We start from the raw sequence: 23377 nt of genomic DNA on the forward strand, positions 1-23377 counted from the left end.
AACAGGGAGTTCGGCGCATCGCCGCGCGCGTCCGTTACGAGTTGCGGCGAATAAATCAGACAGCCGTCGCTTCAATTGCAACAGCGTACGGCACGGCGAAATTCGCCATGCAGAACTGGGGGGTAACTTCCAGTCTAGTCAGCGATTTGCAAATCCCAAGACTTCATTCGGTCAAGATACGCATTCTCGGTCAAATTAAAGTGCAGCGGAGTCAGCGTGATATCCCCCTTCTCCAATGCCGAAAGGTCGGTTTCTTCCGAGCCATGTTCGGGCCTGGGGTCGCCGGTCGACCAATAATAGTCGCGTCCCCGGGGGTCTTTTCGCTTGATAAAATGTTCGCCGTAGCGGGCCAGACCCATCGGTACAACCTGTACAATCGATTTTTTCCGCAGTGCGGCGCTGGGGAAATTGAGGTTAAACAGCTGCGCCGGCTCTCCTTTTTGGGCCAAGATCTTCTCGATAATCTCGCGGCCTTTGAGTGCGGCGACGTCAAATAGCGGGTTCTCGTCCCATTCGAGCGAGACCGCGACGCTGGTGATGCCAAAGAACGCCCCTTCGATCGCCGCTGCGACCGTGCCGGAGTAAAGAACGTTGATCCCGGCGTTTAGCCCGCCGTTGATCCCGCTAACGATCAAATCAGGACGCTGTTTGCAAAACTCGAAGACGCCGATCTTGACGCAGTCGGCCGGGCTCCCTTCGACGGCGTAACCACGCAGCCGATCGCCGTCATACGCTTCTTTGCAGACCAAAGGGCTCAAAAAAGTGATCGAGTGCCCGACGCCGCTTTGTTCGGTCGCGGGGGCGACGACGGTGACATTTCCCAGCTTTTGCAATTGGCGCTCCATCGCGGCCAATCCGGGGGCGTAAATTCCGTCGTCATTGGTCAGCAAGATTTCCATCGTTCGATCCGTTTTGAACGCAAGGGTGGCAATTTCGGTGCGCGGCTCTGTTGCGATCTTTCATGCTAGGCGGCGCCGCGCTAGGGGTAAACCGGGGAAGAGCCCTTCCAGATAACGCTGGCGGCAAGCCTGCGGATCGCGCCTAGCCGCAGTTGGGGGCGCCGCTGTGCTAGTTTGCAGGCTTTGGCGATCGCGATATAATACGCGGTTTCCTTCACCCGCCGATTTCTGGGCGGGCTTTTTCGTTTTCCGGTTTCGACGGAAGGATGGCGATGACGGCACCTGCCACTGACAACAACTCCGACGCCTCTCGCATCTCTGACGAAAAAATTCTCGTCCTCGACTTTGGTTCGCAGTACGCCCAACTGATCGCACGGCGCGTTCGTGAACAAAACGTCTATTGCGAAATCGTCCGGCACGACATCACCGTCGAGCGGATCGCTGCGCATAACCCGCGAGGGATTATCCTTTCGGGCGGCCCTTCCAGCGTCTACGAACAAGGAGCGCCGCAGTGTGATCCCGGACTATTCGCGATGGGGATTCCGGTCCTGGGCATCTGCTACGGCATGCAGCTAATGTGTCAGGCCTTTGGCGGCGAGGTAAGAAACACGTCGCAGCGCGAATATGGTCACGCCAAGATCCGCATTTCGCCCAACGAAGACCTGTTTGGCGGATTGCCAAGCGAAACCGACGTTTGGATGAGCCATGGCGATCAGGTCGCAAACGTCTCCGATTCGTTTGAATCGCTGGCCAGCACGTCAACCTGTCCGATCGCCGCGATGCGACATAAAGAACTGCCGCTCTACGCGATGCAGTTTCATCCCGAAGTAACCCACACGCCGCTGGGGTTCCAGATTCTGCGCAACTTTGTGATCTCGGTTTGCGAATGCGAAGGACGTTGGAAACTGCACGACTTCGCCCAGCAGACAATCGCCGAGATTCGCGAGCGGGTCGGCAGCGACCGCGTGATCTGCGGTCTCTCGGGCGGCGTTGATTCGGCGGTGGTCGCAGCGCTGCTGTATCAAGCGATTGGCCCGCAATTGTCTTGTATTTTGGTCGATAACGGCCTGTTGCGGAAGCAAGAAGCCGAGTCGGTGATCGCCGAGTTCACCAAGCATTTCAAGACCGACCTGCATGTGGTCGACGCCAAGGACGAGTTCCTGAAGCAGTTGGCCGGCATCACGGAACCGCAAGAGAAACGCCGCCGCATCGGCTATCAATTTGTCGATTGTTTCAAGGCCGAAGCCCGCAATATCAAAGACGCCAAGTTCTTGGCGCAAGGGACGCTGTATCCTGATGTGATCGAAAGTGGCGCCGCCCTGGATGGGCCGGCGGCGACGATCAAATTGCATCACAACGTCGGTGGTCTGCCGAAGGAACTCGGCTTCGAGCTGATCGAGCCGCTGCGGGATTTGTTTAAAGACGAAGTTCGCAAACTGGGGCTCGAATTAGGACTACCGGAAGATCTGGTCTGGCGACATCCCTTCCCCGGCCCCGGTCTAGCGGTTCGCTGCTTGAGCGACGTCACCGAAGAAAAGCTGGCCGTGCTGCGCGAGGCCGACTCGATTGTCGTCAGCGAGATCAAAGCGGCGGGACTTTATCGCCAGACGTCCCAGGCGTTTGCCGTGTTGTTGCCGGTGCAAAGTGTCGGCGTGATGGGGGATGCTCGCACTTATGAAAACGCGGTCGCCGTCCGCTGCGTCAACACTGACGACTTTATGACCGCGACCTGGAGCTATCTGCCGTACGAAGTTTTGGCCCGGATCTCGACGCGAATCATCAACGAAGTCAAAGGGGTCAATCGCGTCTGCTACGATATCAGCACCAAGCCGCCGGCGACGATTGAGTGGGAATAATCCCCGCTCAGCTACGAAAAGAAGCTGGGGAATGACAGCGCCGGCTGTCTCCCCTTACAATGTTGATATTGGGCGCCACGGCTGTATGAGCCGTGCTGGAGCGAATAGAGACATTGACTCTTTTATTGCGTCCAAGAGAATTTTCGGGTGCCATGCTCTTACGGCGTCTTCGACGAATGAGCATGTTTTGGATGCGATCGGACAAATAGATGGGCTAGACAAGGTCTTAGGACATGCTCATCCCGCGAAGCCGCGGCAAGAGCATGGCGCCTAGAGTTTGCGCACCCTGATTCCCATGATTTGCTTACAGCGCAAAAAAACAGGCGCGACTGTTGGGAACAGTCGCGCCCATGAACGGGATCAGTCGGTCGTATTACCGTCTCGGCAGGCGGGGCGAGCTGGTGGGTGCTCGAAGCCGAAACAGCTAACGATCGCGTGGAGTTAAGATAAGAGCTTTGATCCGAACCGATGTTCGATGCACTCATGATATCACTGAACCTTTATCTCACAACCCTTAATTCGCTTTTTTGGGAAGAATTCTTCCTCTCGTAAATCAGCGGGCAGATCCAACACGCAAACTCGCTATAATCGGTTGCGATTCTACATTACCCGCAACACCACTAAACGCTAGCTATGAAAGACGTTAGAGAGAGCCTGCATGGGTAAAAAACATATATTCACGATCGAGAATTTGACCAAAAAGTTCGGCCAGCGCGAGATCCTCAAAGAGATGTGGCTCGCTTTCTACCCCGGCGCCAAGATCGGCGTTTTAGGGCGGAACGGCGCCGGAAAGAGCACTATTCTCAAGATCATGGCCGGCATCGACAAAGAGTATGACGGCGTTGCGGAGCTAACGTCCGGGTTCACTGTCGGTTATCTGGCCCAAGAGCCGCAGCTGAATCCCGACAAGGACGTTTATGGAAACGTCGAAGAGGCGGTCTCCCATCGTCGCGATCTGCTGGTGCGGTTCAACGAGATCAGCATGAAGCTGGGCGAGCCGCTTGAAGACGAAGAGATGAATGCGCTGTACGAAGAGATGGGCAAGCTGCAGGACGAAATCGAGGCGACCAACAGCTGGGAGCTTGATCGCGAGATCCAGATCGCGATGGACGCGATGAATCTGCCTCCGGGGGACGCCCAAGTCTCGACCCTCTCTGGCGGTGAACGCCGCCGTGTTGCGCTTTGTCAACTGTTGCTGAAGAAGCCTGACCTGTTGCTGTTGGACGAACCGACCAACCATCTTGACGCCGAGTCGATTTTGTGGCTCGAACATCATCTTCAGGCCTATCACGGCACGATTGTCGCGATTACCCACGATCGCTACTTCCTGGACAACGTCGCCGGTTGGATTCTCGAGCTAGAGCATGGTCGCAGCTTCCCCTACGAGGGGAACTATTCGTCTTGGCTTGAGCAAAAGCAGAAGCGTCTGGCGCTGGAAGAAAAACAGTCCGAGGCACGCCAGAAGTTTTTGGCCAACGAATTGGAATGGATTCGCAGCTCGCAAAAAGCGAAGCAGTCCAAAGGCAAGGCCCGTATTAACGCCTACGAAAAATTGGCGGCCGAGCAGTTTGAAGATCGAAACGACGAATTCGAAATCCAGATCCCCCCGGGCAAGCACCTGGGCGATTTGGTCATCGAAGCCAAAAACGTCACCAAAGCGTACGGGGATAAGGTGCTGATTGACAATCTCAGCTTCCACCTGCCGGCAGGCGGCATCATCGGCGTGGTAGGCCCCAACGGTGCCGGTAAGACCACTCTGTTCCGAATGCTGACCGGACAGACCGAACCTGACTCGGGCGAGTTCCGCATCGGTCCGACGGTCGAGCTCGGTTACGTCGATCAATCGCGTGATGCGCTCGACCCCGAAAAGACGGTCTTCCAAGAGATCTCGGGCGGGCACGACACCATCGTGATGGGCAACCGCAAGGTTCACTCTCGCGGGTACGTCTCGCGGTTTAACTTCCGCGGTCCTGACCAAGAGAAGAAGGTCGGCGTCCTGTCTGGTGGTGAACGCAACCGCGTTCATCTGGCGGCGCTGTTGCGTCGTGGCTCAAATGTTCTGCTATTGGACGAACCGACCAATGACTTGGACGTCGACACGCTGCGAGCGCTGGAAGAAGCGGTGATGAACTACGCCGGTTGCGTAGTCGTGGTTAGCCACGATCGTTGGTTCCTGGATCGCTTGGCGACGCATATCCTGGCGTTTGAAGGAGATGGCTACGTTCACTGGTGCGAAGGAAACTTTAGCACTTACGAAGGTCAACGCCGCGAGCGTCTTGGTATCAACCCCGATCAGCCGCCGCGGTTCAAGTACAAAAAGCTGCAACACTAGAGGTAAGAGAACGGATTCGTCTTGCCGCAGAGTCTTGACCTTGCGGCGGCGATCCGGTAACACAATTGCTGAACCTACGACCATTCAAAAACGTTTGTCTAACTACGAGGTATTGAGCCGTGTCTATTATTCGCGTTGGTTCCAATCAAAAGTATTCCAGCGGTTGGGAATCTGCGTTCGGCAAAGAGCCTTCGAAGAAGGCGTCGCCAGCGAAAAAAGCTGAGCCTGCGAAAAAGAGCGACACTTCCGCCAAAAAGAAGTCGGCCAAAGCGGCCGTTAAAAAGACGGCGAAGAAAAAGAAGTAGCGATTGGGGCCGAAAGATCGGCTCCCAACTTCGATTCAACAAAAAACGGCCGTCGCGATCTTTCGCGGTGGCCGTTTTTTCTGTTTTTGGTCGAACAAAACGGGTGACTAATCCCAGGGCTCTTCCCCCCCTTCGACATCGTCAAAGTCGTCGCCTGCGTGCCAACGCTCCAGGGCTGCAATCACGGTGTCCCGCTCTTCTCGCTTCGTCCACAGCGACTCTCCTTGTTCCAGCCGAACTTCGTACTGGCCTTCACACAAGCAATCTTCGGCGCCGCAAAAATGCGGTACGTCCGCGATCCATAAGATCCGGTACAAGGGAACGTGCTTGTCGTCAATCATGCAAAACAACGAAGACATTTCGATATCTCCTCTTCGGCGCAAGTCGCCAAGTAACCGCCTGTGTAAATTATAGTTTCGCAGGAAAGGGGCGCCGAAATTATTCCGCTCCCAATTCCTTTGATCTGGCGGTCGCCGCCGTCACCGCATCATACGCGGCCGCGCGAAAACCGCCTGCTTCTAACGCTTGAAGTCCCGCGATCGTGGTCCCCCCGGGACTTGCGACACGGTCCTTCAAAACCGCCGGGTGATCGCCGGTCTGCAAAACCATGCCGGCTGCGCCGCGGACTGTTTGAGCCGCCATCTGCAGCGCCGCGTCGCGCGGCAAGCCTACTCGCACTCCAGCGTCGGCCAACGCTTCAATCAGCACATACACATAAGCCGGTCCCGAGCCAGACAGCCCGGTCACCGCGTCCATCAGTTTCTCTTCGACTTGGCGAACCACGCCGACGGCGCCCATCAGCTTTTCGACCAGGGCCACGTCGTCAGACGTCGCCCCCGGGCCGGTGCAAAATGCCGAGGCGCTTTCGCCGATCAGGCAGGGAGTATTGGGCATGACGCGGATAATTCGGTCAGAGCGGGTCCACTCGGCCAGTCGAGCCAGGGAGGTTCCGGCCGCGATCGATACCAGCAGCACCCCGTCGCCGATCACGCCGAGGCCGGCGATCGCTGACTTCAGCATCTGCGGTTTGACTGCCAGGATGATCACACCCACTTCGCTCGCGAGTTTGGCGGCGCTGTCGCTCGTATTAGCGCCGGGGACCAACTGACCAAATGCGGCTCGGGCCGCCGGAAAGGGATCGACCGCAATGATATCGGCCGGATGGACCAGATCGGCCTGCACGAAGCCGCGAGCGAGGGCTTGCGCCATCTGGCCGGCGCCCAAGAAACCGATTTTGCTCATTTCAGCCCGACTTTCTGCCAAGTTTGTGCTGGGAAACGCTCAATGCTAAAGAATTGCCCCCTAGGGGACAATGCGTCCGCCGCTCTCCACCGGCGGAAAGCAGCCTATGCGGGGGGCCAAAGATTGCTCTAGACGCCGATTCCGCTTTTTGACAAAGTCTCCCCCGCAAGTCTCTACATACTGTGGAAGGAACGAGAGTCATGTACCGAAAATGGATGAGTGTGGCGCTGATGGGTCTGTTTCTACTTGCGCTATCCAGCAGCCCGGCCCAGGCCGAATGGGGAATCTATAACCCATTTGCCAGCAAACCGGCCAAGAAGACAGCACGCAAAGAACCAAGCACGCTGTCAAAAATGAATCACAGCACGCAGCAGTTCTTCAGCAAGACGGCCGACTTTTTGAATCCGTTTGACGACGCCAAAGACAAACCGAAAAAGGTGGTCCCCAGCCTGAAGAAGCCGAAGAAAGAATCGGTCTCGTGGTGGGACTCGATGTTCGGCAGCAGCGAACCGGCCCCGGCCGAAACGGTCGACGATTTCATGTCGCTCGAACGCCCTCGGTTCTAAGCAACCAGGCAAGCAGCATTTCTAGGGCGCACCCATCTTGGTCCGCCCTCACTCGGTAGGCAATAAGCCATCCAGTCGACGCCACCGCCCAGCAGGCGCGATCTCCCGTCACGATCACTCAGCAAGGATCGCCGCTGATGTTGAGCCAGCACTTGTTTCCCTGTCTATGCGTCCTGATCGCGGTTGCGGCGCACGCAACTAATTTCGCCAGCGGCGCTGAGATAGGCAAGAGCGATCGCCCTGCCCCGCCCCAAGCCACGGTGCGATTTACCTACGGACCGATGGGCCCAGGTCGCTCGGCATCGTTCTTTGCGGGAGAAAAGTTCTTTGCGACAATCACCACAACCGGCCTCCAAAAGAACGACAAGGGAGAAGTCGACTATTCCATCAGTCAGGAAATTGACAACGCTCAGGGAGATATGATCGCCAAATTAGCTGCGGTCCGGATGACGTACGATCTCTTCTGCGGAGGGACTCACTCAACGAACTCGACAAGGATTTCAGAGGACTTAGAGCCGGGCAAGTATACTGTGCGTACGCTCATACAGGATCACAATAGCCAGCAAGAGCAAACTCTGAAGACCGAGTTCGAGATACTCTCCAAAGAATCGTTTGGTGCGCAAGAAATCTATCTGGCCATCGATTCCGGAGGTCTGAGTTCCTCAGGCGGCGTTTTCACGATTGGTCAGACCCCATTCCTGTTTTTCAAAATTGCCGGATACAGCGTCCAGGCAGAAAAGTCAGATCTGACCACCAAGATTTCGCTATTGGACAAAGCAGGTCGCCCTATCGGCTCCCAGCCAGGAGTCATCCATGGCAGCCCTCCACCGCCCAACTCTCGTTTCAATCAATCCTATCTGCTCCCGCTCCCATTCAGTATCTATTTTTCCCTCAATCGCGCTGGTGACTTTGTGCTCAGGCTCGAAGTTATCGATAATCATGCCAATGGTCACGCAGCGTACGATATTCCGATCAGGGTTTGTGAGCTTCTCTCGAAGTGAAGTCAGCTCGATCATTCGCGCCATTGTTTCGGTGACCTTATTTTGGCCCGCCTGGGAGAACATTCAATGTCTACGCGTAACAAACGGCTCTCCATACTGGCTTTTCTTATGGCCATCGCTGGGCTAAGTTGCATTCCCGACGTCGCCCTGGCCGAGGAGATGTGGGCGACACCGCAGGCCCAGGGGAAGGGAAACGATTATCTGCTAGAGATATTGCCAGGGATGGAAAAGAAAGATTTGCCGAGATCACTTCGCTGTGAAAAATCGCTTCCTCAATTTGTGGAAGAATTGCAAAAAACGGCATCCCAGCTTAACGGCGTTCTCGCACTACGAATTCGCGGGCACATCTTAAAGGATCTCGATGGCTCAGAAAGAATACGGGATGTCCAGGTTTTGTTCGTGACGATTGCACCCAAGAGCAGTCTGATTCTGTTGACAAATGATAAGCTTTGGAAGGCCGATGCGAAGGCGTTAGAGCCGCTTCCACGTAAAGCTGACGAGAGCCCTGTCGTTCCCTTGCCACAGACGCCTACTCGCTTCAGCGAACCAGCAAGGGATACGCCAAAGTAATAGTCGGATCGTGTTGCGATTGAGTAGTGCAAATTCGCGAAGACAGAGATTTTTGCATTAGCCTTCGGCCGTGAGAGGATGAAAATGATCGCCGACGTTTACTTTCTGATAGCTTGCGGCGGAGCCTTCGTCATCGTGGCTTGCTTTTTTCTATCGTCATTCGGTATGCCTTACGCGATGTTGCTCAGCAAAGATAAACGAGTATGGTCGTCCTTGCCATTTGTCGAGTTAATTCTGCTTCTGTTCGCATTGGGGATTTCTTCGCTCACGGCGCATTCAAGTTGGCTCTCCGTTAGTGCATTGAGTTAATGCGGATTCGGATTGATTCTGGCCGCACATCTTCATTTTTTCTTGGTTTCGACTGTCATTGGGCTTTGGCTACTCACGACGAGCGTCGACGTCAAGAATCAAGACGACGAGCAAAGTTAGTCTTTTCTCGGAGCCGGATCGGGACTCCTGATTTTCAGACTTCCACCAGCAATCAACGCATCCTTCGCTGCCCGCGACAAAGCTTTAATCGCCAGCTCGCGTTTTAGCGCCGCGCTTTGATGCGGGTGCGTCTCTTGATAGACCACCACCACCGGCAGTCGGCTGCGTGTGTATTTGGCGCCATCGCCTGAGTTATGTTTGGCGATCCGCGCCGGCAGGTCGTTGGTGACGCCGGTATAAAGCGATCCATCGGCGCACTGCACGATATAGACCGTCCATGGTTTCACCAGCTGTTTCATCAGCTTTAGCACGGCGACCTCTTTCGCCTTCGCTTCGACCTCGACGGTCAACTTTCGCTCGCGCCAACAGTCGGGAAAGTCGACGATGTTGATGAAGTCATGATGGCGCCGCGGCTGGGGGCCTTTCCAACCTTCCAGGGGACTCGATAGATGAAACATCGGCTCGCGATCCCAGGTTGCGATTGCTTGCTCGGTTGCTTCCTCGACCGACAGGTCATCGGGAAGGCAGCGATGGTGGTGCACGTCATAGACCAGTGGAACGCCGGTCGACCGGCAGAGCGGCAGCAAATCGCTAGGCGTATAAGTGACGTCATCATTCTCGACCGTGAGCCGACTGCGAGCACGTTGCGAGAGCCGTGACAACGATTCTTCAAATCGCAATAGAGCCGCCGTCTTGTCCCCATACGCTCCGCCGCCGTGAATGTTCACCACATCGGCGCCAACCCACTCGGCGACTTCGGCCTGATACTCTAGCTCGGCGATCGAACGATCCACCACATCGGCTCGCGGTGAGTTGAGCACCACAAATTGATCGGGATGAAAACAAGTGCGAATCTCATTCGACTGGGCGAATTTTCCACACTCCCGAAACCGTCGCACAATCTCGTCTCCCTCCGGCAGCTCGTGCATCGTGTAGCCGCACTCGGCATGCGTCTTCAGCGGCAAGATTTGACTATTGATCCGGAAACAACCAATCCCCTGCTCTGCACAAAATTGCAGAGCCAGCAACAGCGCATCGGCATTGGCCAAACCCAGCACCGACAACTTGGCCAGCCCCGCATCACGCGGCATGCCGCTGATTGACTTGACGGTGGTATTGCGAAACTTGATCGGCTGATCATGAAAGATGCAGCAGAGACCAAGCCGGGTGTTGGTGGTGGATGACTCGGCCATAAATTTTAACAGTTCCCAAAGATTGACACTCGCCCCGGATGTCCCCAGCCGGAGATCCGCCATGCGGATAAGAGTGTAACCGCGAAAAGTGGGCAAATTAACGGGGGCTCCTGGGAATTGGCTTGCGGTTCGAGATCCATTTGATCGTTCCCATGCTGGGCGATCGGTCGGCTAGGCAAGCTAGTCAATACCGCCCTGCGCTCAAAAACGCAAAACCAGCCCAAGGCGCAGGTTTTGAAGTTGCGCTATTGGAGGACAAAGAATGGAACACGGATACCGCGGATAAATCACGGTGTTTCACGGCAAGAAATAGTTGCTTGTGCGGCAAGCTGCCATTTTTAAATTGGCTTGGTTAGTAAAACGATTTGACGTGATGGAAAGATGCAAATCTCCCCTCTTGCCGTGTAATTCCGTGACTGACCGTGTCCTCCGCGTTCTATTTCTTACGAACCTGCTGAAGAGCGTAAACAAAGAATGGAACACGGATACCGCGGATAAATCACGGTGTTTCACGGCAAGAAATAGTTGCTTGTGCGGCAAGCTGGCATTTTCAAATTGGCTTGGTTAGTAAACAAATTGGACGTGATGGGAAATTGCAAATCTCCCCTCTTGCCGCGTAATTCCGTGACTGATCCGTGCTTCACCGCGTTCCATTCTTCTCTTCCACGAAAAGCGCAACTGCAAAAGGCGCGCGTCGTGACGACGGCGCCCCGGTTCGGTTTAAACCATCGCACGTCTGAGCCAATCATCGAAACGTGATGGACCGAGACGTGATGCTTTGCCAGGTACAAGACTTCGGTCGTCCACGTCGGTTCCGAAATAACGAGATTCAGGATCGGTGATGACCCGGCGATCATCCTCGTGTGCAGCCAAATACCGGCGTACTAGATCATCCATGGGGATCGGTTCAGGGCCTGCGATTTCCACGGTTCCATTAAGTGGCGCCTCGGTCGCAATCTCGGCAAGCGCAGCGGCGACATCGTCGGAAACGATGGGCTGCATCATGACAGGAGGCAAATGAACTTCATTTCCTTCCGTTGCAGACTCTGCGATCGCACTGACAAATTCAAAGAATTGAGTAGCGCGAACAATCGTGTAAGGGATTCCCGCCGCTTTGATCAGCTCCTCTTGGGCCAGCTTCGCGCGAAAGTAGCCGCTAGACAGCAATCTCTCAGTGCCGACGACCGACAGAGCGATATGATGTTGAACTCCAGCTTCTTGCTCAGCGCAAAGCAAGTTCTTCCCCGACGTTTTAAAGAAATGCATGACAGGCTCATCTTCAAACGAAGGCGAGTTCGCCACGTCAACGACAACTTCGACCCCTTGCATCGCTTGCTGGAGCCCTTCGCCCGTAAGCGTGTTCACGCCGGATGAAGGCGAAGCGGCGATCACCTCATGGCCGCGATCGCGCAGGATTGCAACCAGTTTGGAACCAATCAAGCCGCTTCCGCCGATAATAAGAATTTTCATACTACGTCTCTTCCGTTCGTTGCTTTTACGTTTGGGTGCGACAGAGTTAAAACGTTGCGATCGAGATACCGTGTTTCTGCAAGCTCGATCAATGCCCAACGCGAGGCGGTTGGTAGTTTCCGGGGACCGTCTTCAAGGCGATGTTGACTCGATTCCACGCGTTGATCGAAGCAATAATCCAAGCAAGATCGGCGATTTCTTGCGAGCTGAACTGCTCGCTGGCCAACGCGTCAATCTCTTCAGGAACAAAATGATCGGCGACACGCGTCCACTCTTCCGCCAATCGAAGGCCGGCTCGTTCTCGTTCGCTGTAGTAAGGACTTTCTCGCCAAGCAGGTAGGCCGTAGAGTCGCTGCTCCGTTTCGTTTGACGCCCTTGCGTCCTTCCAGTGCATATCGATGCAGAATGCACAGCCATTGATTTGCGAAACGCGTATTTTGATCAGCTCGCGCAGCGGCTTTTCGATACTGCATTGTGCAAGGCACTTTTCTACGCCAAGCATGGCGCGATAGGCTTCTGTATTCGTCTTGTCAGTGGGGGGGGCCATTTCAGGGCTCCTATTACTTCAAAGGAATGGGATGGAAAGCGACGTTTTTGAGGTAAGTCGCAAATCTCTGCAGCAAGGACGCCTGAGCCGCTAGATTTGTGACAAGCCCCCAAAGTTTTTTGGTTGCTTGAGGCCGGTTGTCGTTATGGCCCTAGTAGAAAAGGGGAGCCCGGCTCTGCGTAGACCCTCGAAATTCACGCAGAATTTTCGAACTTCTGCTGTCGCTGTCACAAATCGGCCTTCTCAGACGTCCTTATATTGAATGCGTCACACAATTCGCGACGCAGCCGCCTACCTGAACCGAAGTGAAGAATAATGAACCGAATGCTAAGTGCTGTTGCAGTTACCATGGCCGTTGGAATCGCCGTGGCGTTGGGAGGGCCTCGTCATGAGGATGGCGAGAAAGTTCGCGTAATATCGGTGCACGACATCCAGGAAAAACTTGACGGCAAAAAAACGAAAGCGACAATCGTGGAAGTGACGATTGAGCCAGGCCAAAGTGGTTTAGCCCACCGTCATCCAGGCCCCGGATTGGTTTATGTGTTGGAAGGCGAATACGAGCTGGGGATTGATGACCAGCCAACCCAGATATTTAAAGCAGGGGAAACCTTCTATGAACCGACGGGATGTTTGCACCGCGTATCGAAAAATCCCGCAGCCAAGGGAATCACTCGCTTGATCGCAGTAGTGCTCCATCCACATGACAACGATGAGATTGCTGTTCCGGTCGAAACCCATGATTGAGTACCTCAGGTAGATTCAGAAACCGAGGCGGCGTGAAGGATAAGCCAATGGCGATTTCGATAGGATTTGAATCTGGCGCCGAGGCGCAGGATTGTTTTCAATCTCTTCGGCCGCGGCTGATGTCTGTCGCGTATCGCATGCTGGGAAGCGTCGTGGATGCGGAAGACGCCGTACAGGACGCATTTCTTCGTTTGCATACTACCCGCGACGTCAGTTCGCCCGAGGGATTTCTGATTCGTACAACCACTCGTCGCTGCATCGACAAGCTGCGAGCCGCGCGCAGACGCGAATCCTATATTGGTCCTTGGGTTCCCGAGCCCATTGATACGTCTTCGGGCCCGCAAGATCCGCATTTGCAAGAATCGTTGAGTCAGGGGTTTCTCATACTGCTTGAGCGTCTTTCGCCCCTTGAACGAGCTGCGTTTGTGCTGCGGACGGTCTTCGATTACGAATACAACGAAATTGCCGAGTCACTGGAGAAATCAGAGACGTATGTGCGAAAAATTGTTAGTCGAGCGAAGGAGCATTTGACGGCTGACGTCCCCCGCTTTCGTCCCACGCGAGAGAAAGCGGTTCAGCTTGCTGAACAATTTGTCGCTGCATGTCGCGCCGGTGATGCAAAGCTAGTTGAGCAATATTTGACGGAAGATGTTGAAGTTTACTCCGATGGCGGCGGCAAGGTGACTGCCGCGCGTGTTGTGATTCGCGGACGTACCCGCATCGCTCGTTTCCTCGCCAAAGTCTTCCACTTCAAGCGGCGTGACTATGACATGCACTCTGCCATCGTGAACGGTGATCCGGGCGTTGTATTTAGTTTGGCAGGCAAAGTCGTTCACGTCGCGGCGGTCCGCGTCGAGGATGGCGTCAGGGGAATCTATATGAGTTTGAACCCGGATAAACTTACTCGCTGGTCGATCGTGACGCTCGCCTAGGATTTTCCGCAGCCAAAAACTCTCGCCGCCAGTCAGCATGCGCGGCAAAGTTGAAATTGTAGCGGAAGGGCGCTGGCTTACGAGTGAAGCCATTTGGATGATGCGTTTTTGCCATTTTTGTTCCAAAAATGCATCACCGTTTCACCGTAGAGATGGATCGGATTGAACCAGAGATTCCCATTTCCAGCGTTTTTTTTCGCTATTCACTCGCAGAAGCGATTGTTTTATGCGATTGGCGCAATGATTGCTCTGAACAAGAGGCGGTCGGAAAAACGTTTTAGGAAAACGCGATTGCCAGTCCGGGATCTTTCGGGATCCGACCGGTGCGAGCGACTGTTTCCTTAATGACCTTAAATGACCAAACTCCTCTCGAAATTTGTTTGGAGTCCTTTTCTCAGTTCGTACGCCAGGAGATGTTTCCTATGAACCGCTTTTCTCTTTTTGTTGTGCTATTCGCCGGCGCTTTGTTCGCTTCGTCTGCGACTACGATTCAAGCCGCACCAAGTTCGTATATTTGGCACCACGCTTCGCCGATTTATGTTGGCAAGGGCTCATCGAGTCGTACGCACGGAACGACTCTCGGCAAACAAGGGAGCCGCGTATTCCGCAATTGGTATTCCTCTGGCAACGCCCGAACAGGTGCCGCTTGGAGAGGGCGTTAAGTCAAGAGTGCTCAGCACTTGTCGTGTGGGCGGAAAAGCCTGCGTCGTGAACGGTTTAGCTTGCTAGATCGCTGAACGGGCCGCCGGGGTTTGTTGCATCCGCGCTGGACGCAGGACAAACGCTACGAAGCGAGGCTTACAAAACGCCTTCAAATCGCAGGCCGAAAACGAGGGAATCACGGTACTGTCCTCCTGGATCGTTAAAGTACTGCAGGTCTGGCTGCACGGCGAATCGTTTTCCGATCCTCGCTTTGTAGAAGAGTTCGATCACGGTTTCATCACCCAGTGGGGTCGGCATGTCGCCGCTGAAAGCCATCGAGCCAAGCCCGACGCCGCAGGTGTCGGCGTCTCTGGTTTCGATTAGCCCTCGGTAGACGAGGCCGACGCCCCAGTATTGCTCAACGCGATTGCGATCTTCGGGGGCCCAACCGTATTGCACGAATGTGCCGAGACCTTGTGCGTCATCCGGATCGTCGGGGTGCTCTCGTGTAAGTTGCTGGCTGATCCCGGCGTAAACGCCGTGATCTCCCGACAAGTCGGATCCGTCCGCTTCGCTTGGGAAGGCGCCGTTATGGTACCAGAGCCCTAAGTGCACGTCACCGTTAAGAGTATCGTTCGCCAACGAGTGATAGCGGCGAAACTCGAATATGGACTGGACTTCACCTGTTCCCGAAAAGCCCCAGTTGCGACCGTTCGGGGCGCCATCAAAAATACCGGTTTTGAGGCTAAGTGCTTCGGTTAGTTGCAAATACGTCACCACGCCGGCTGTCGGATTGGGGTAAGCGGCGAGGGGTAGCGTGTGCGTCCAACCGAAAGAAGTGTTGATGTAATCGCCGCCCAATGTTGTGATGGCAAATTCGGTGTCGGCGAGGATCTTGCCGATCTTAAGGGTGACTAAGTCATCGGCGAATCCACGTTGCCACCAATATTGGCTAACTTGGGTGAAGTAGTAGCCTCTTTCGGGGTTTCCATCGATGTTGCTAATGCGCTGTTGCGCTCCTACGTCGAGATCCGTAATTCCTTGACCATGCAGCGATTGCATGTGGACCACGAACATGCCGCCGGGAGTGATGCGGAACTGCTCCAGGTCCGCCGTCAGTAATGCGTCGACGCGGCCTGTATAGCGGGTCGCATTATTCGTCGAGAGCCCACCCAACGTGTTCGTGAATATTTCGCCACGATAGGCGGCATCGAATTGAAGCCAACCTTCTTCGTCCAAAAGCGGAGACAGGAGGTTAGGAGATCCTGACTGGGGACTATCACGCGCCGCTTCGCCATTGACGAATGGGTTGCCGTACGTCACATCAACGCCGGACGAACCGAGAAAATCCTCGTCTGTTAACCCCGCGCTTCCCCCCAACCCCTGCTCGGAAATCGTTTGCGCTGTCACTAACAGCGGCCAGAACAGTGAAAGAGCGCAAAACGCAATGATAATTCCGTGCGGCATGGTTTGCGGATCAGCCTCGATTAGTTCGCTAGCTTTCGAAGTAAGTCTACCTCCCAGAGAAGTCGGCTAAGCAACTTTCGGCAATTTCTCAGGAAGACCGGAGCGTGCGAACTCCCATTTTGCAAGATATACGGTAAATCTAGTACCGAGGCGGATCGATCGTAGCGGTAAAACGGCTCCTGCCGTAGAAGCGACCCGTCAGGCTGTCGAAAAATTGGATCCGTGGCCTATTTCACTCTCTGCGATACTTGGCGCCGATCCTTCGATCACACCGGAGATCCGAGAAGATCATGCCGACTTGGTCGCAAGCTGGCTCCCGGTATGCTGAAAGCAGTCAAGCGAGCGATTTTCACCGCTGCTTCCCTGCCAGTAAAAGCCCTGGATTTCATGCACGGGTTGGAGCCTATGCGGGAGGGGGTTAATCCCGATAATCAGCCTGGCCGCCATAGGGCGGCCAGACTGGGGCTTTGGGAACGGCAGCGACTCCCGGCTTTGTGTTGTCTTCCCGTCTCATCCAAGGCTGCTTCGCACGCCGGACTTTCTCTCGGTCATGCCAGGCAACCCTGAGCGAAGGGGGGATCGCAACCGACGGGTACGACACATCTGCCTATGTCTTGAATTGTGCGAAGATCGCGCTCATTTTTCCCGCCATATCACGGAAACCGGTTCCCGCGGTTTTCGCTTTTTGAGCGCTACTTGAGGTTCTCTTCAGCACTTCGCTCACATCGGCGACATTGCTTGACACCTTTTCGGTGACAGCCGCTGATTGGGTGACCCTTTTCGCAACATCATCGGTGGCCAGAGTGGTCTGGTTCATGTTCACTGCGATATTCTTCACGGCGACACTTTGCTCTTCAACAGCGGCGGCGATCGTCTGGGAGCCTTCGTGAACCCTAACGATCGCGGTGTCGATCGCTGCGACCGACTGCACCGCTTCGCGTGTAGTGTTCTGGATGCCATTCACTTTAGAGCGGATGGAAACTGTCGCTTCCGTGGTTTGTCGGGCGAGTTCCTTGACTTCCGCCGCGACCACGGCGAAACCTTTGCCGGCTTCGCCGGCCCGGGCCGATTCGATGGTTGCGTTGAGGGCCAGCAGGTTGGTTTGATCGGCGATTTCCTGAATCAATTCAATAACGGCGCCAATTTCTGTTGAACTCTTCTCAAGTTCGCCAATCTTCGCTTGGGTTTTCTCGGAAAGTGCCGCCGCTTCACTGACGATGCTTGACGTCGCTTCCGCACTGCGGGCAATCTCATCGATCGAACCGGTCAACTCGTCAATGATGGTAGCAACAGACTTGACAGCCACACTCATTTCTTCAGACGAGCTCGCCATGCTATTCATGTTGTTAGAAACCTCTGCAGCGCTGCTCGTGGCGGAGGCCGATTTTTCGCTTGCTGCTCCGGCGTCTGTCGATAATTCGCTCGCGAGTTGCGAAAGCTCCTCGGATGAGCTGCTCAGGGTGGCGGCATCCTTCGACAAATTGCCGATAATTCCCTGCAACTTGGCGATAAAAACATTAAACCACTTTGCGAGTTCCCCGAGCTCGTCGCTTCGGTTTTCTCGCAGTCTCTTCGTCAAGTCGCCTTCGCCTTCAGCGATATCACGAAGCATCGTCACTGTATGCTTCACAGCCGTCGTGATCGATCGGATCAAGTACCAGGAAATGCAGGCAGAAAGAGTGATCGCGGCCAACGTCGCAACGATGATGATCACCCACGTGAAGTCCGCCGTTTGCTGAGCGTTGGCCTGGCGCTTGATCATCAGGTCCTTCTCGCGGCCGGTGAAAGTGGCCATCTGTTCGCGGAACTTGTCGAAGTACTGTTTGCCCTGCGATTTGCTAACGGCCTCAGCAATGTCGTCCATCGTCTTTGAGTCGCCGACTTCCTTCCGCAAAGCAATCATTGGAGTGGTGATACGCTCTTTCCAATTGACGATTGTCTGTTCGAGTTCATCTAGCAATTTCACCTGCGGAGGATTGTCGCTAACGGTTTGCTTGAGCTCAGCAACTAATTTTGTGAAAACCTCTTCTCCTTCCGTGTAGGGAGCAAGGAATTCAGGTTGGCCAGCCAAGAGATAGCCCCGCATTCCAGTCTCCATATTGACCGCGGATGCTTCAATCTCTTTCGCTTTGGCGATCACATTATGGGTATGGTCAACCCATTTGTTTGAAGAGGCTAGCAAGCTAACGCTCCACAAGGCGACACCCGCGAGGAGGACTGTTAAGCAAAGGGGCGCAGCCGCACCTATGGCGATTTGTTTACCGAGTTTCATCTTTAGAACCGCTTTAAGACAAAGGAACAGATTATGGTTTTGTTGAACGCGCGTTGCGAAATTTCCAATGGAGCATCCGGCGGCGACCGTAGGATGCTCCGCGACCTCGACAAAAATAGGATACATGCATCGCCACGCATGCTAAAAATTTGGAAATGCGAGGCGGTGCGGGAGACCGTAATGCCGTTCGGCCCAGAGAGGGGCAACGCCTCTTTCCATGGGTGGGGATCCGTTCTAGCGGCGGTAGAGAAGCGGCCGAGCTATGGGCGCCGGCAAGAATGAGTCGATCGGCGCAGCGTCAACGCAGAGAATTATCGAAAAGAGGTCTCTCCGAATCGCTGTTATTTTTTTTGCGGAAGCCTGCTGGCGAAAAGTAACCTAGTCTGACTTGAACAGACTGGCCGGCGAGTCTGGCGGGTAGTTGGTCACTCGACAAACTACTGACTGTAATACAATCAGCCTGATCTCGATTAGCGCACGCAAGGCGCGTTTCATAGCGGAGATGCGTGAGCTGTCTACGAGCTCTTCTCTTTCGCTGCTTTCGCGGTATCAAAGTACGACCAGAGCACCAAAACGAATAAAATGGTCGCATAGGCGGTTAACGCCCAAAATCGCCAATCCTGGTTTGCATCGCCGTATTGGCTGTCCCAGATCGAAAGGGCGATCATTAGGATTTCCCACAGCCAAAAAATTTCGCCGCCAGTCAGCATGCGCGGCAAAGTTGAAATTGTGACGGAAGGGCGCGAGCCCTCCGGTTCTTCGATAATTTCCACCGGAGGGCTCGCGCCCTTCCGCTACGATTGGAAAGGTTCGTTGGGGACATCCTCACTCCCTCAATTCGCGCCGCAGGCTACGAATTACTGCTCTCCGCTTCCCCTACCAGGCAAGTAGCGCCTTTCCCATAACTTCCTGAGGGACAATAATTTAGAAATACCTCTAGGGAGAACACCGATGCCTACAAATATCTTTGGCAAATTGCCGACAGTTAGTGAACTGCTCGAACGTCCGCCGCTGAAGAAGTTGCGCGAGACGATGAATCCTCAGGCGTTGGTTAGCAGCGTTGGCGCTTATTTGGATCGTTATCAACGCGACTTCAAAACCCGCGTTGCCGATTTCCCTGCACCCAAGCTGCATCATTTGGCCGAGTCGATCTCGCGCTGGCTTACCGGCGATGCTCCTCCGGGGATTCGAGCGGCGATCAATGCGACCGGCGTGGTGTTGGCGCCGCAGCTGGGTAAATGTGCGATTGCCGAACGAGCCATTCAAGGTGCTTATGCGCGGCTGCGCGATTATCACACGACGCAACAAGATGCGGCGACCTCGAAGTCTTGCATCTCCCAGGCCGAGACGGCCAAGTTGATCGCCGATTTGGCGGCGGCGCCCGAGGCTGCGATCGTCAACACGCGGACCGCGGCGCTGCACTTGGCGCTGACCGAGCTGGCGGCTGGTCGCAAGGTGATTGTGGCCCGCGGGGACTTGGGTGAAACATTTGACGGGATTCATCTGCCGAACCTGATCGCCGGCGCGGGAGTGCGTGTGGTGGAAGTGGGTGCAAGTAACTGTGCTACGCTGGCCGACTTTGAAAAAGCGTTTGATGGTGAAACGGCTCTGATTCTTTCGATGGATGCGAGTAACTTTGCCGGCGCTTCCAACGCCACGCGGCCCGGTTTGGCCGAACTGGCGGCGCTCGCCAAGTCGCGTCATGTGCCGCTGTTGCACGATGTGGGAGTTGGCGGTTTACAGAATCGGGAAGAATACAAACCGCTTGGCGTCGATAGTGTGCAGACCGCGGTTACGCTGGGCGCTGACCTGGTGATCGCTGCGGCCAATCACTTGCTGGGCGGACCCGATGCGGGACTGTTGGTTGGTCAGCGGAAGCTGATCGAGCGGGTACGTCAATCGGCGTTGTTTTCGCTGGTCGCTGCGGCGCCGTTGTCTTTGGCAGCGTTAACCGAAACGTTAGAAATTTATCGGATGGGAGAGTTGGTCAGTGACGAGATCCCCCTGCTCTCTTTACTGACGACCTCGCAGGCCAACCTAGAACTGCGAGCCAATCGGCTGGCTGAGCAAATCATCGCTTCACCGCTGGTCGAATCGGTCGCAGTCGAGCCGTGCAAATCGCACTTGATCCCCGGCAGCATCCCAATCGATTCATTTTGCGTGACGGTGACGCCGGCCGATGGAGATGTGGAGGCGCTGTGCGGGAGATTGCAGGAAAATTTGTATCCCCTGTTTGTCCGCTCGACGACTGGCCATCTGGAGATTGATGTGCGGACAATTTTCCCCAGACAGGACTTCTTGATTGCTGGAATGTTCCCTTTAGGGCTCGAAGAACCCTCCCAATAGGCCGTTTCATGGGCAGCATGGCGGGGATTCATTGCGAAAGCTACACTTTCAGCGTAGTTTAAGGAGGATTCGCAGCCTTCGGGTTTTCGGCAATTTAGAGCACTGGGTGAGATGTTACGACTAGCGCTTTTGATCTGGCTGGCCAGCGTCACGGTTTGTGCGGTGCAGGATGCTCCGGATCTGCTCACTCCGCATGACCACCACGAATGGGCGCGCTTTGCCCCTGGTTCGTGGAAGAAGCTGCGTCATACCACCCAGGTGTACAAGGATGGAGTTGCCGGTGCGACCAACGTTTCGACACAGACGATCCGTCTGAAAGAAGTGGGCGATGACTATGTCGTGCTAGAAACTACTTCACAGTCCGAAGTAGGGGGGCAAGTTTTTGATCGACCGACTTTGTCGTTCCGTAGCGGGCTAAGCGGCGAGCCCGACCGCTACACGGCGACGGTAACCCCCGGCGATCAAGAAGCGTTGTCGGTCAACGGGATTACCTATCCCTGCCAGCTGCGAAAAGTGGTGATTACAGGGCAATCCGAAGAAATCAGCGGCAACATTTTGTACTGCCCAACTACGGCGCCGTGGGTGCTGCGGCGGCGATTTGAAGCGAAAGCGATCGGCGAGGAAGTGACAACCAAAACGATCGCGACCGACCCGATCGCATTGGAAATGCCGTTTCCGGTGCTGTCCGAAAACAAAACAGTCTCGTTTTTTCGGACTCGGATCATCATTCCCGAGAAAACTTCGACTACTTCGGTAGAAATTCATTGTGCGGACGTGCCGGGCTTTGTCGTCTCTAGCTCTAGCACCACCGTCGACCCGTCTGGAAAGCTGATTAATCGCACGACGACCAGCCTAATCAGCTATGAAGCGACCCCAGCCGAGCAGACTTCGGCCACGGCGATTCGGCGTCGGGGGCTCTTTAGTCGCCGCAGTCGCTAAGCCTGGGGAAGTCGGAAAGTCGGCAAATAGTCGGCTTTCCGGGCTGCGATCCCCGGTGAGAGCGTTGCCAGCATTGCCGCGGCCCGCAATAATTGCGGGTTTACCCCCACTGCTTCGATCACGCTAGATTCGGGAGCCGCGCCATGGACGAGATCTTCGCCAAAACAGCTATCACCTTTGACGACGTTCTGCTCGTCCCCCGCTACAGCGATTTCGTGCCGTCCGATGTGACGACCGAGACGCAGTTGACGGCCAACATCAAGCTGAACATTCCGCTGATCAGCTCGCCGATGGACACAGTCACCGAAAGCGCGATGGCGATCGCTCTGGCGAAGGAAGGTGGTCTGGGGGTAATTCATAAGAATCTCTCGATCCAGCGTCAGACCGAAGAAGTCTACAAGGTGAAACGCTCGGCCAACGGCATCATCGTCGATCCGGTGACGATGCCGCCGGACGCTCCGGTACAAGAAGCCCGCGCGGTGATGGAGCAGCACAACGTTTCAGGCATGCCGATCACGCTAGCTGATGGCAAGCTGGTGGGGATCCTGACCCGCCGCGATTTACGGTTCCTTGAGTCGCATACCCTTCGTGTAGAAGAGGTTATGACCAAAGACAACCTTGTGACAGCAACAGGGACCGTAACGCTTGCGGAAGCTGAGCAGATTTTAACGGCTAAAAAGGTGGAGAAACTTTTACTGGTTGACGAAGAATACAAACTGACCGGGCTCATCACGATCAAAGACATTGACATGATGAACCGGTTTCCTCAAGCGTCGAAGGACAGCTTGGGGCGGTTGCGAGTTGGCGCTGCGGTCGGAGTGATGGATTTTGAACGAGTCCAAAGCCTGATCGATAACAGCGTTGACGTGTTGGTCGTCGACAGTGCTCACGGCCACTCGAAGAACGTGATCGAGACGGTTCGCGAGATCAAGAAGAACTGGCCTATTGAGGTTGTCGCCGGAAACATCGCGACAGCCGAAGGCTGTGCCGACTTGATCGCGGCCGGTGTCGATGCGGTCAAAGTGGGGATCGGACCTGGTTCGATCTGCACAACGCGAGTGGTCTCGGGAGTGGGGGTGCCGCAAGTCACCGCGATTCGCGATGCAGCAGCAGTTGCGGCCAAACATGGGATTCCGATCATCGCCGACGGCGGCGTGCGGTTCTCAGGAGACATTTGCAAAGCGATCGCTTCGGGTGCAAGCGTGGTCATGATCGGCGGATTGTTCGCCGGTTTGGCCGAAAGCCCTGGAGACGTAATCCTGTACCAAGGTCGAACCTTCAAGGTTTACCGCGGCATGGGTTCGCTGGGCGCCATGGTGAAAGGCTCCAAAGAGCGTTATCGCCAGGGCGAGGTCAGCGAAGGGGGCAAGTTAGTCCCCGAAGGAGTCGAAGGGAGAGTTCCCTTCCGAGGAAATTTGAGTCCGTTTGTGTATCAGCTTGTCGGCGGTCTAAGAGCCGGGATGGGCTACTGTGGTACGCGAACGATTGAAGAACTACGCAGGGACGCCAAGTTCATCCGGGTCACACCGGCAAGTGTTAGGGAAAGCCATCCGCATGACATCGCAATTACTCAGGAAGCCCCGAACTACAGCCCGGACGTTCATCAAAACAACGACTAGAGCGCT

The 23377-nt window shown here is 55.1% G+C and carries 20 protein-coding genes; 11 read left to right on the top strand and 9 right to left on the bottom strand.

Annotation, left to right across the window (positions count from 1 at the left end):
• Positions 1-134: 134 nt before the first annotated feature.
• A complete protein-coding gene (gene surE / locus SH421x_RS10505; RefSeq protein WP_488855480.1) occupies positions 135-899 on the bottom strand; it encodes a 5'/3'-nucleotidase SurE in 765 nt (254 codons plus the stop codon).
• A 272-nt stretch (positions 900-1171) separates the two neighbouring features.
• On the opposite strand from surE, the gene guaA reads away from it, so the two are divergent.
• The 3 genes from guaA to SH421x_RS10520 all read left to right on the top strand — a co-directional run bounded on the left by guaA (position 1172) and on the right by SH421x_RS10520 (position 5392).
• Entirely contained in the window at positions 1172-2755 is a 1584-nt protein-coding gene (gene guaA / locus SH421x_RS10510; RefSeq protein ID WP_488855482.1) for a glutamine-hydrolyzing GMP synthase, read from the top strand.
• Between the two features lie 658 nt (positions 2756-3413).
• Positions 3414-5087, top strand: a complete 1674-nt coding sequence (gene ettA / locus SH421x_RS10515) for an energy-dependent translational throttle protein EttA (protein ID WP_488855483.1) — start codon at positions 3414-3416, stop codon at positions 5085-5087.
• A 119-nt stretch (positions 5088-5206) separates the two neighbouring features.
• Positions 5207-5392, top strand: a complete 186-nt coding sequence (locus tag SH421x_RS10520; RefSeq protein WP_488855485.1) for a hypothetical protein — start codon at positions 5207-5209, stop codon at positions 5390-5392.
• Positions 5393-5499: 107 nt separating this feature from the next.
• Here SH421x_RS10520 and SH421x_RS10525 read toward each other — a convergent pair whose 3' ends face one another.
• Together SH421x_RS10525 and proC are read right to left on the bottom strand one after the other, a co-directional pair.
• Entirely contained in the window at positions 5500-5751 is a 252-nt protein-coding gene (locus tag SH421x_RS10525; RefSeq protein WP_488855486.1) for a hypothetical protein, read from the bottom strand.
• A 79-nt stretch (positions 5752-5830) separates the two neighbouring features.
• Complete coding sequence (proC, locus tag SH421x_RS10530) at positions 5831-6634, bottom strand: pyrroline-5-carboxylate reductase (RefSeq protein WP_488855487.1); 804 nt, start codon at positions 6632-6634, stop codon at positions 5831-5833.
• 200 nt (positions 6635-6834) lie between these two features.
• On the opposite strand from proC, the gene SH421x_RS10535 reads away from it, so the two are divergent.
• The 3 genes from SH421x_RS10535 (at position 6835) to SH421x_RS10545 (ending at position 8771) form a co-directional block, all read left to right on the top strand.
• Entirely contained in the window at positions 6835-7200 is a 366-nt protein-coding gene (locus tag SH421x_RS10535) for a hypothetical protein (protein WP_488855488.1), read from the top strand.
• 137 nt (positions 7201-7337) lie between these two features.
• A complete protein-coding gene (locus SH421x_RS10540; RefSeq protein ID WP_488855489.1) occupies positions 7338-8201 on the top strand; it encodes a hypothetical protein in 864 nt (287 codons plus the stop codon).
• Between the two features lie 42 nt (positions 8202-8243).
• Complete coding sequence (locus SH421x_RS10545; protein WP_488855490.1) at positions 8244-8771, top strand: hypothetical protein; 528 nt, start codon at positions 8244-8246, stop codon at positions 8769-8771.
• Positions 8772-9196: 425 nt separating this feature from the next.
• Here SH421x_RS10545 and uvsE read toward each other — a convergent pair whose 3' ends face one another.
• From uvsE to SH421x_RS10560, 3 genes are all read right to left on the bottom strand, one after another.
• Entirely contained in the window at positions 9197-10393 is a 1197-nt protein-coding gene (gene uvsE / locus SH421x_RS10550; protein ID WP_488855492.1) for a UV DNA damage repair endonuclease UvsE, read from the bottom strand.
• Between the two features lie 720 nt (positions 10394-11113).
• A complete protein-coding gene (locus tag SH421x_RS10555) occupies positions 11114-11863 on the bottom strand; it encodes an SDR family oxidoreductase (protein WP_488855493.1) in 750 nt (249 codons plus the stop codon).
• Between the two features lie 88 nt (positions 11864-11951).
• Positions 11952-12410 (bottom strand): carboxymuconolactone decarboxylase family protein, encoded by a 459-nt coding sequence (locus SH421x_RS10560; RefSeq protein WP_488855494.1) that lies wholly within the window; start codon positions 12408-12410, stop codon positions 11952-11954.
• 315 nt (positions 12411-12725) lie between these two features.
• Here SH421x_RS10560 and SH421x_RS10565 point away from each other — a divergent pair, with 315 nt between their 5' ends.
• The gene (locus SH421x_RS10565; RefSeq protein ID WP_488855495.1) at positions 12726-13154 is read left to right on the top strand and encodes a cupin domain-containing protein; all 429 of its coding nucleotides are present in this window, start codon (positions 12726-12728) and stop codon (positions 13152-13154) included.
• Positions 13155-13201: 47 nt separating this feature from the next.
• Positions 13202-14086, top strand: coding sequence for an RNA polymerase sigma factor SigJ (gene sigJ, locus SH421x_RS10570; RefSeq protein ID WP_488855496.1), 885 nt, complete (start codon positions 13202-13204; stop codon positions 14084-14086).
• 798 nt (positions 14087-14884) lie between these two features.
• On the opposite strand, the gene SH421x_RS10575 is transcribed toward sigJ, so the two are convergent.
• The 3 genes from SH421x_RS10575 to SH421x_RS10585 all read right to left on the bottom strand — a co-directional run bounded on the left by SH421x_RS10575 (position 14885) and on the right by SH421x_RS10585 (position 19240).
• A complete protein-coding gene (locus SH421x_RS10575) occupies positions 14885-16195 on the bottom strand; it encodes a carbohydrate porin (RefSeq protein ID WP_488855497.1) in 1311 nt (436 codons plus the stop codon).
• A gap of 607 nt (positions 16196-16802) precedes the next feature.
• Positions 16803-18593: a methyl-accepting chemotaxis protein gene (locus SH421x_RS10580; RefSeq protein ID WP_488855498.1), complete on the bottom strand. Its 1791-nt coding sequence runs from the start codon at positions 18591-18593 to the stop codon at positions 16803-16805.
• A 389-nt stretch (positions 18594-18982) separates the two neighbouring features.
• Complete coding sequence (locus tag SH421x_RS10585) at positions 18983-19240, bottom strand: hypothetical protein (protein ID WP_488855499.1); 258 nt, start codon at positions 19238-19240, stop codon at positions 18983-18985.
• Between the two features lie 178 nt (positions 19241-19418).
• On the opposite strand from SH421x_RS10585, the gene SH421x_RS10590 reads away from it, so the two are divergent.
• The 3 genes from SH421x_RS10590 to guaB all read left to right on the top strand — a co-directional run bounded on the left by SH421x_RS10590 (position 19419) and on the right by guaB (position 23371).
• Positions 19419-20813, top strand: a complete 1395-nt coding sequence (locus SH421x_RS10590; RefSeq protein ID WP_488855500.1) for a hypothetical protein — start codon at positions 19419-19421, stop codon at positions 20811-20813.
• A gap of 111 nt (positions 20814-20924) precedes the next feature.
• Positions 20925-21752, top strand: coding sequence for a hypothetical protein (locus SH421x_RS10595; protein ID WP_488855501.1), 828 nt, complete (start codon positions 20925-20927; stop codon positions 21750-21752).
• A gap of 143 nt (positions 21753-21895) precedes the next feature.
• The gene (guaB, locus tag SH421x_RS10600) at positions 21896-23371 is read left to right on the top strand and encodes an IMP dehydrogenase (RefSeq protein ID WP_488855502.1); all 1476 of its coding nucleotides are present in this window, start codon (positions 21896-21898) and stop codon (positions 23369-23371) included.
• The last annotated feature ends 6 nt before the right edge of the window (positions 23372-23377 follow it).

The sequence above is a fragment of the Blastopirellula sp. SH421 genome, assembly GCF_057808535.1.

Excerpts from the sequence above, each read along its gene's own strand:
- surE (WP_488855480.1), bottom strand. The coding sequence starts at position 899 with ATGGAAATCTTGCTGACCAATGACGACGGAATTTACGCCCCCGGATTG.
- guaA (WP_488855482.1), top strand. The coding sequence starts at position 1,172 with ATGACGGCACCTGCCACTGACAACAACTCCGACGCCTCTCGCATCTCT.
- ettA (WP_488855483.1), top strand. The coding sequence starts at position 3,414 with ATGGGTAAAAAACATATATTCACGATCGAGAATTTGACCAAAAAGTTC.
- SH421x_RS10525 (WP_488855486.1), bottom strand. The coding sequence starts at position 5,751 with ATGTCTTCGTTGTTTTGCATGATTGACGACAAGCACGTTCCCTTGTAC.
- proC (WP_488855487.1), bottom strand. The coding sequence starts at position 6,634 with ATGAGCAAAATCGGTTTCTTGGGCGCCGGCCAGATGGCGCAAGCCCTC.
- SH421x_RS10535 (WP_488855488.1), top strand. The coding sequence starts at position 6,835 with ATGTACCGAAAATGGATGAGTGTGGCGCTGATGGGTCTGTTTCTACTT.
- SH421x_RS10540 (WP_488855489.1), top strand. The coding sequence starts at position 7,338 with ATGTTGAGCCAGCACTTGTTTCCCTGTCTATGCGTCCTGATCGCGGTT.
- uvsE (WP_488855492.1), bottom strand. The coding sequence starts at position 10,393 with ATGGCCGAGTCATCCACCACCAACACCCGGCTTGGTCTCTGCTGCATC.
- SH421x_RS10555 (WP_488855493.1), bottom strand. The coding sequence starts at position 11,863 with ATGAAAATTCTTATTATCGGCGGAAGCGGCTTGATTGGTTCCAAACTG.
- SH421x_RS10560 (WP_488855494.1), bottom strand. The coding sequence starts at position 12,410 with ATGGCCCCCCCCACTGACAAGACGAATACAGAAGCCTATCGCGCCATG.
- SH421x_RS10565 (WP_488855495.1), top strand. The coding sequence starts at position 12,726 with ATGAACCGAATGCTAAGTGCTGTTGCAGTTACCATGGCCGTTGGAATC.
- sigJ (WP_488855496.1), top strand. The coding sequence starts at position 13,202 with ATGGCGATTTCGATAGGATTTGAATCTGGCGCCGAGGCGCAGGATTGT.
- SH421x_RS10575 (WP_488855497.1), bottom strand. The coding sequence starts at position 16,195 with ATGCCGCACGGAATTATCATTGCGTTTTGCGCTCTTTCACTGTTCTGG.
- SH421x_RS10580 (WP_488855498.1), bottom strand. The coding sequence starts at position 18,593 with ATGTATCCTATTTTTGTCGAGGTCGCGGAGCATCCTACGGTCGCCGCC.
- SH421x_RS10590 (WP_488855500.1), top strand. The coding sequence starts at position 19,419 with ATGCCTACAAATATCTTTGGCAAATTGCCGACAGTTAGTGAACTGCTC.
- SH421x_RS10595 (WP_488855501.1), top strand. The coding sequence starts at position 20,925 with ATGTTACGACTAGCGCTTTTGATCTGGCTGGCCAGCGTCACGGTTTGT.
- guaB (WP_488855502.1), top strand. The coding sequence starts at position 21,896 with ATGGACGAGATCTTCGCCAAAACAGCTATCACCTTTGACGACGTTCTG.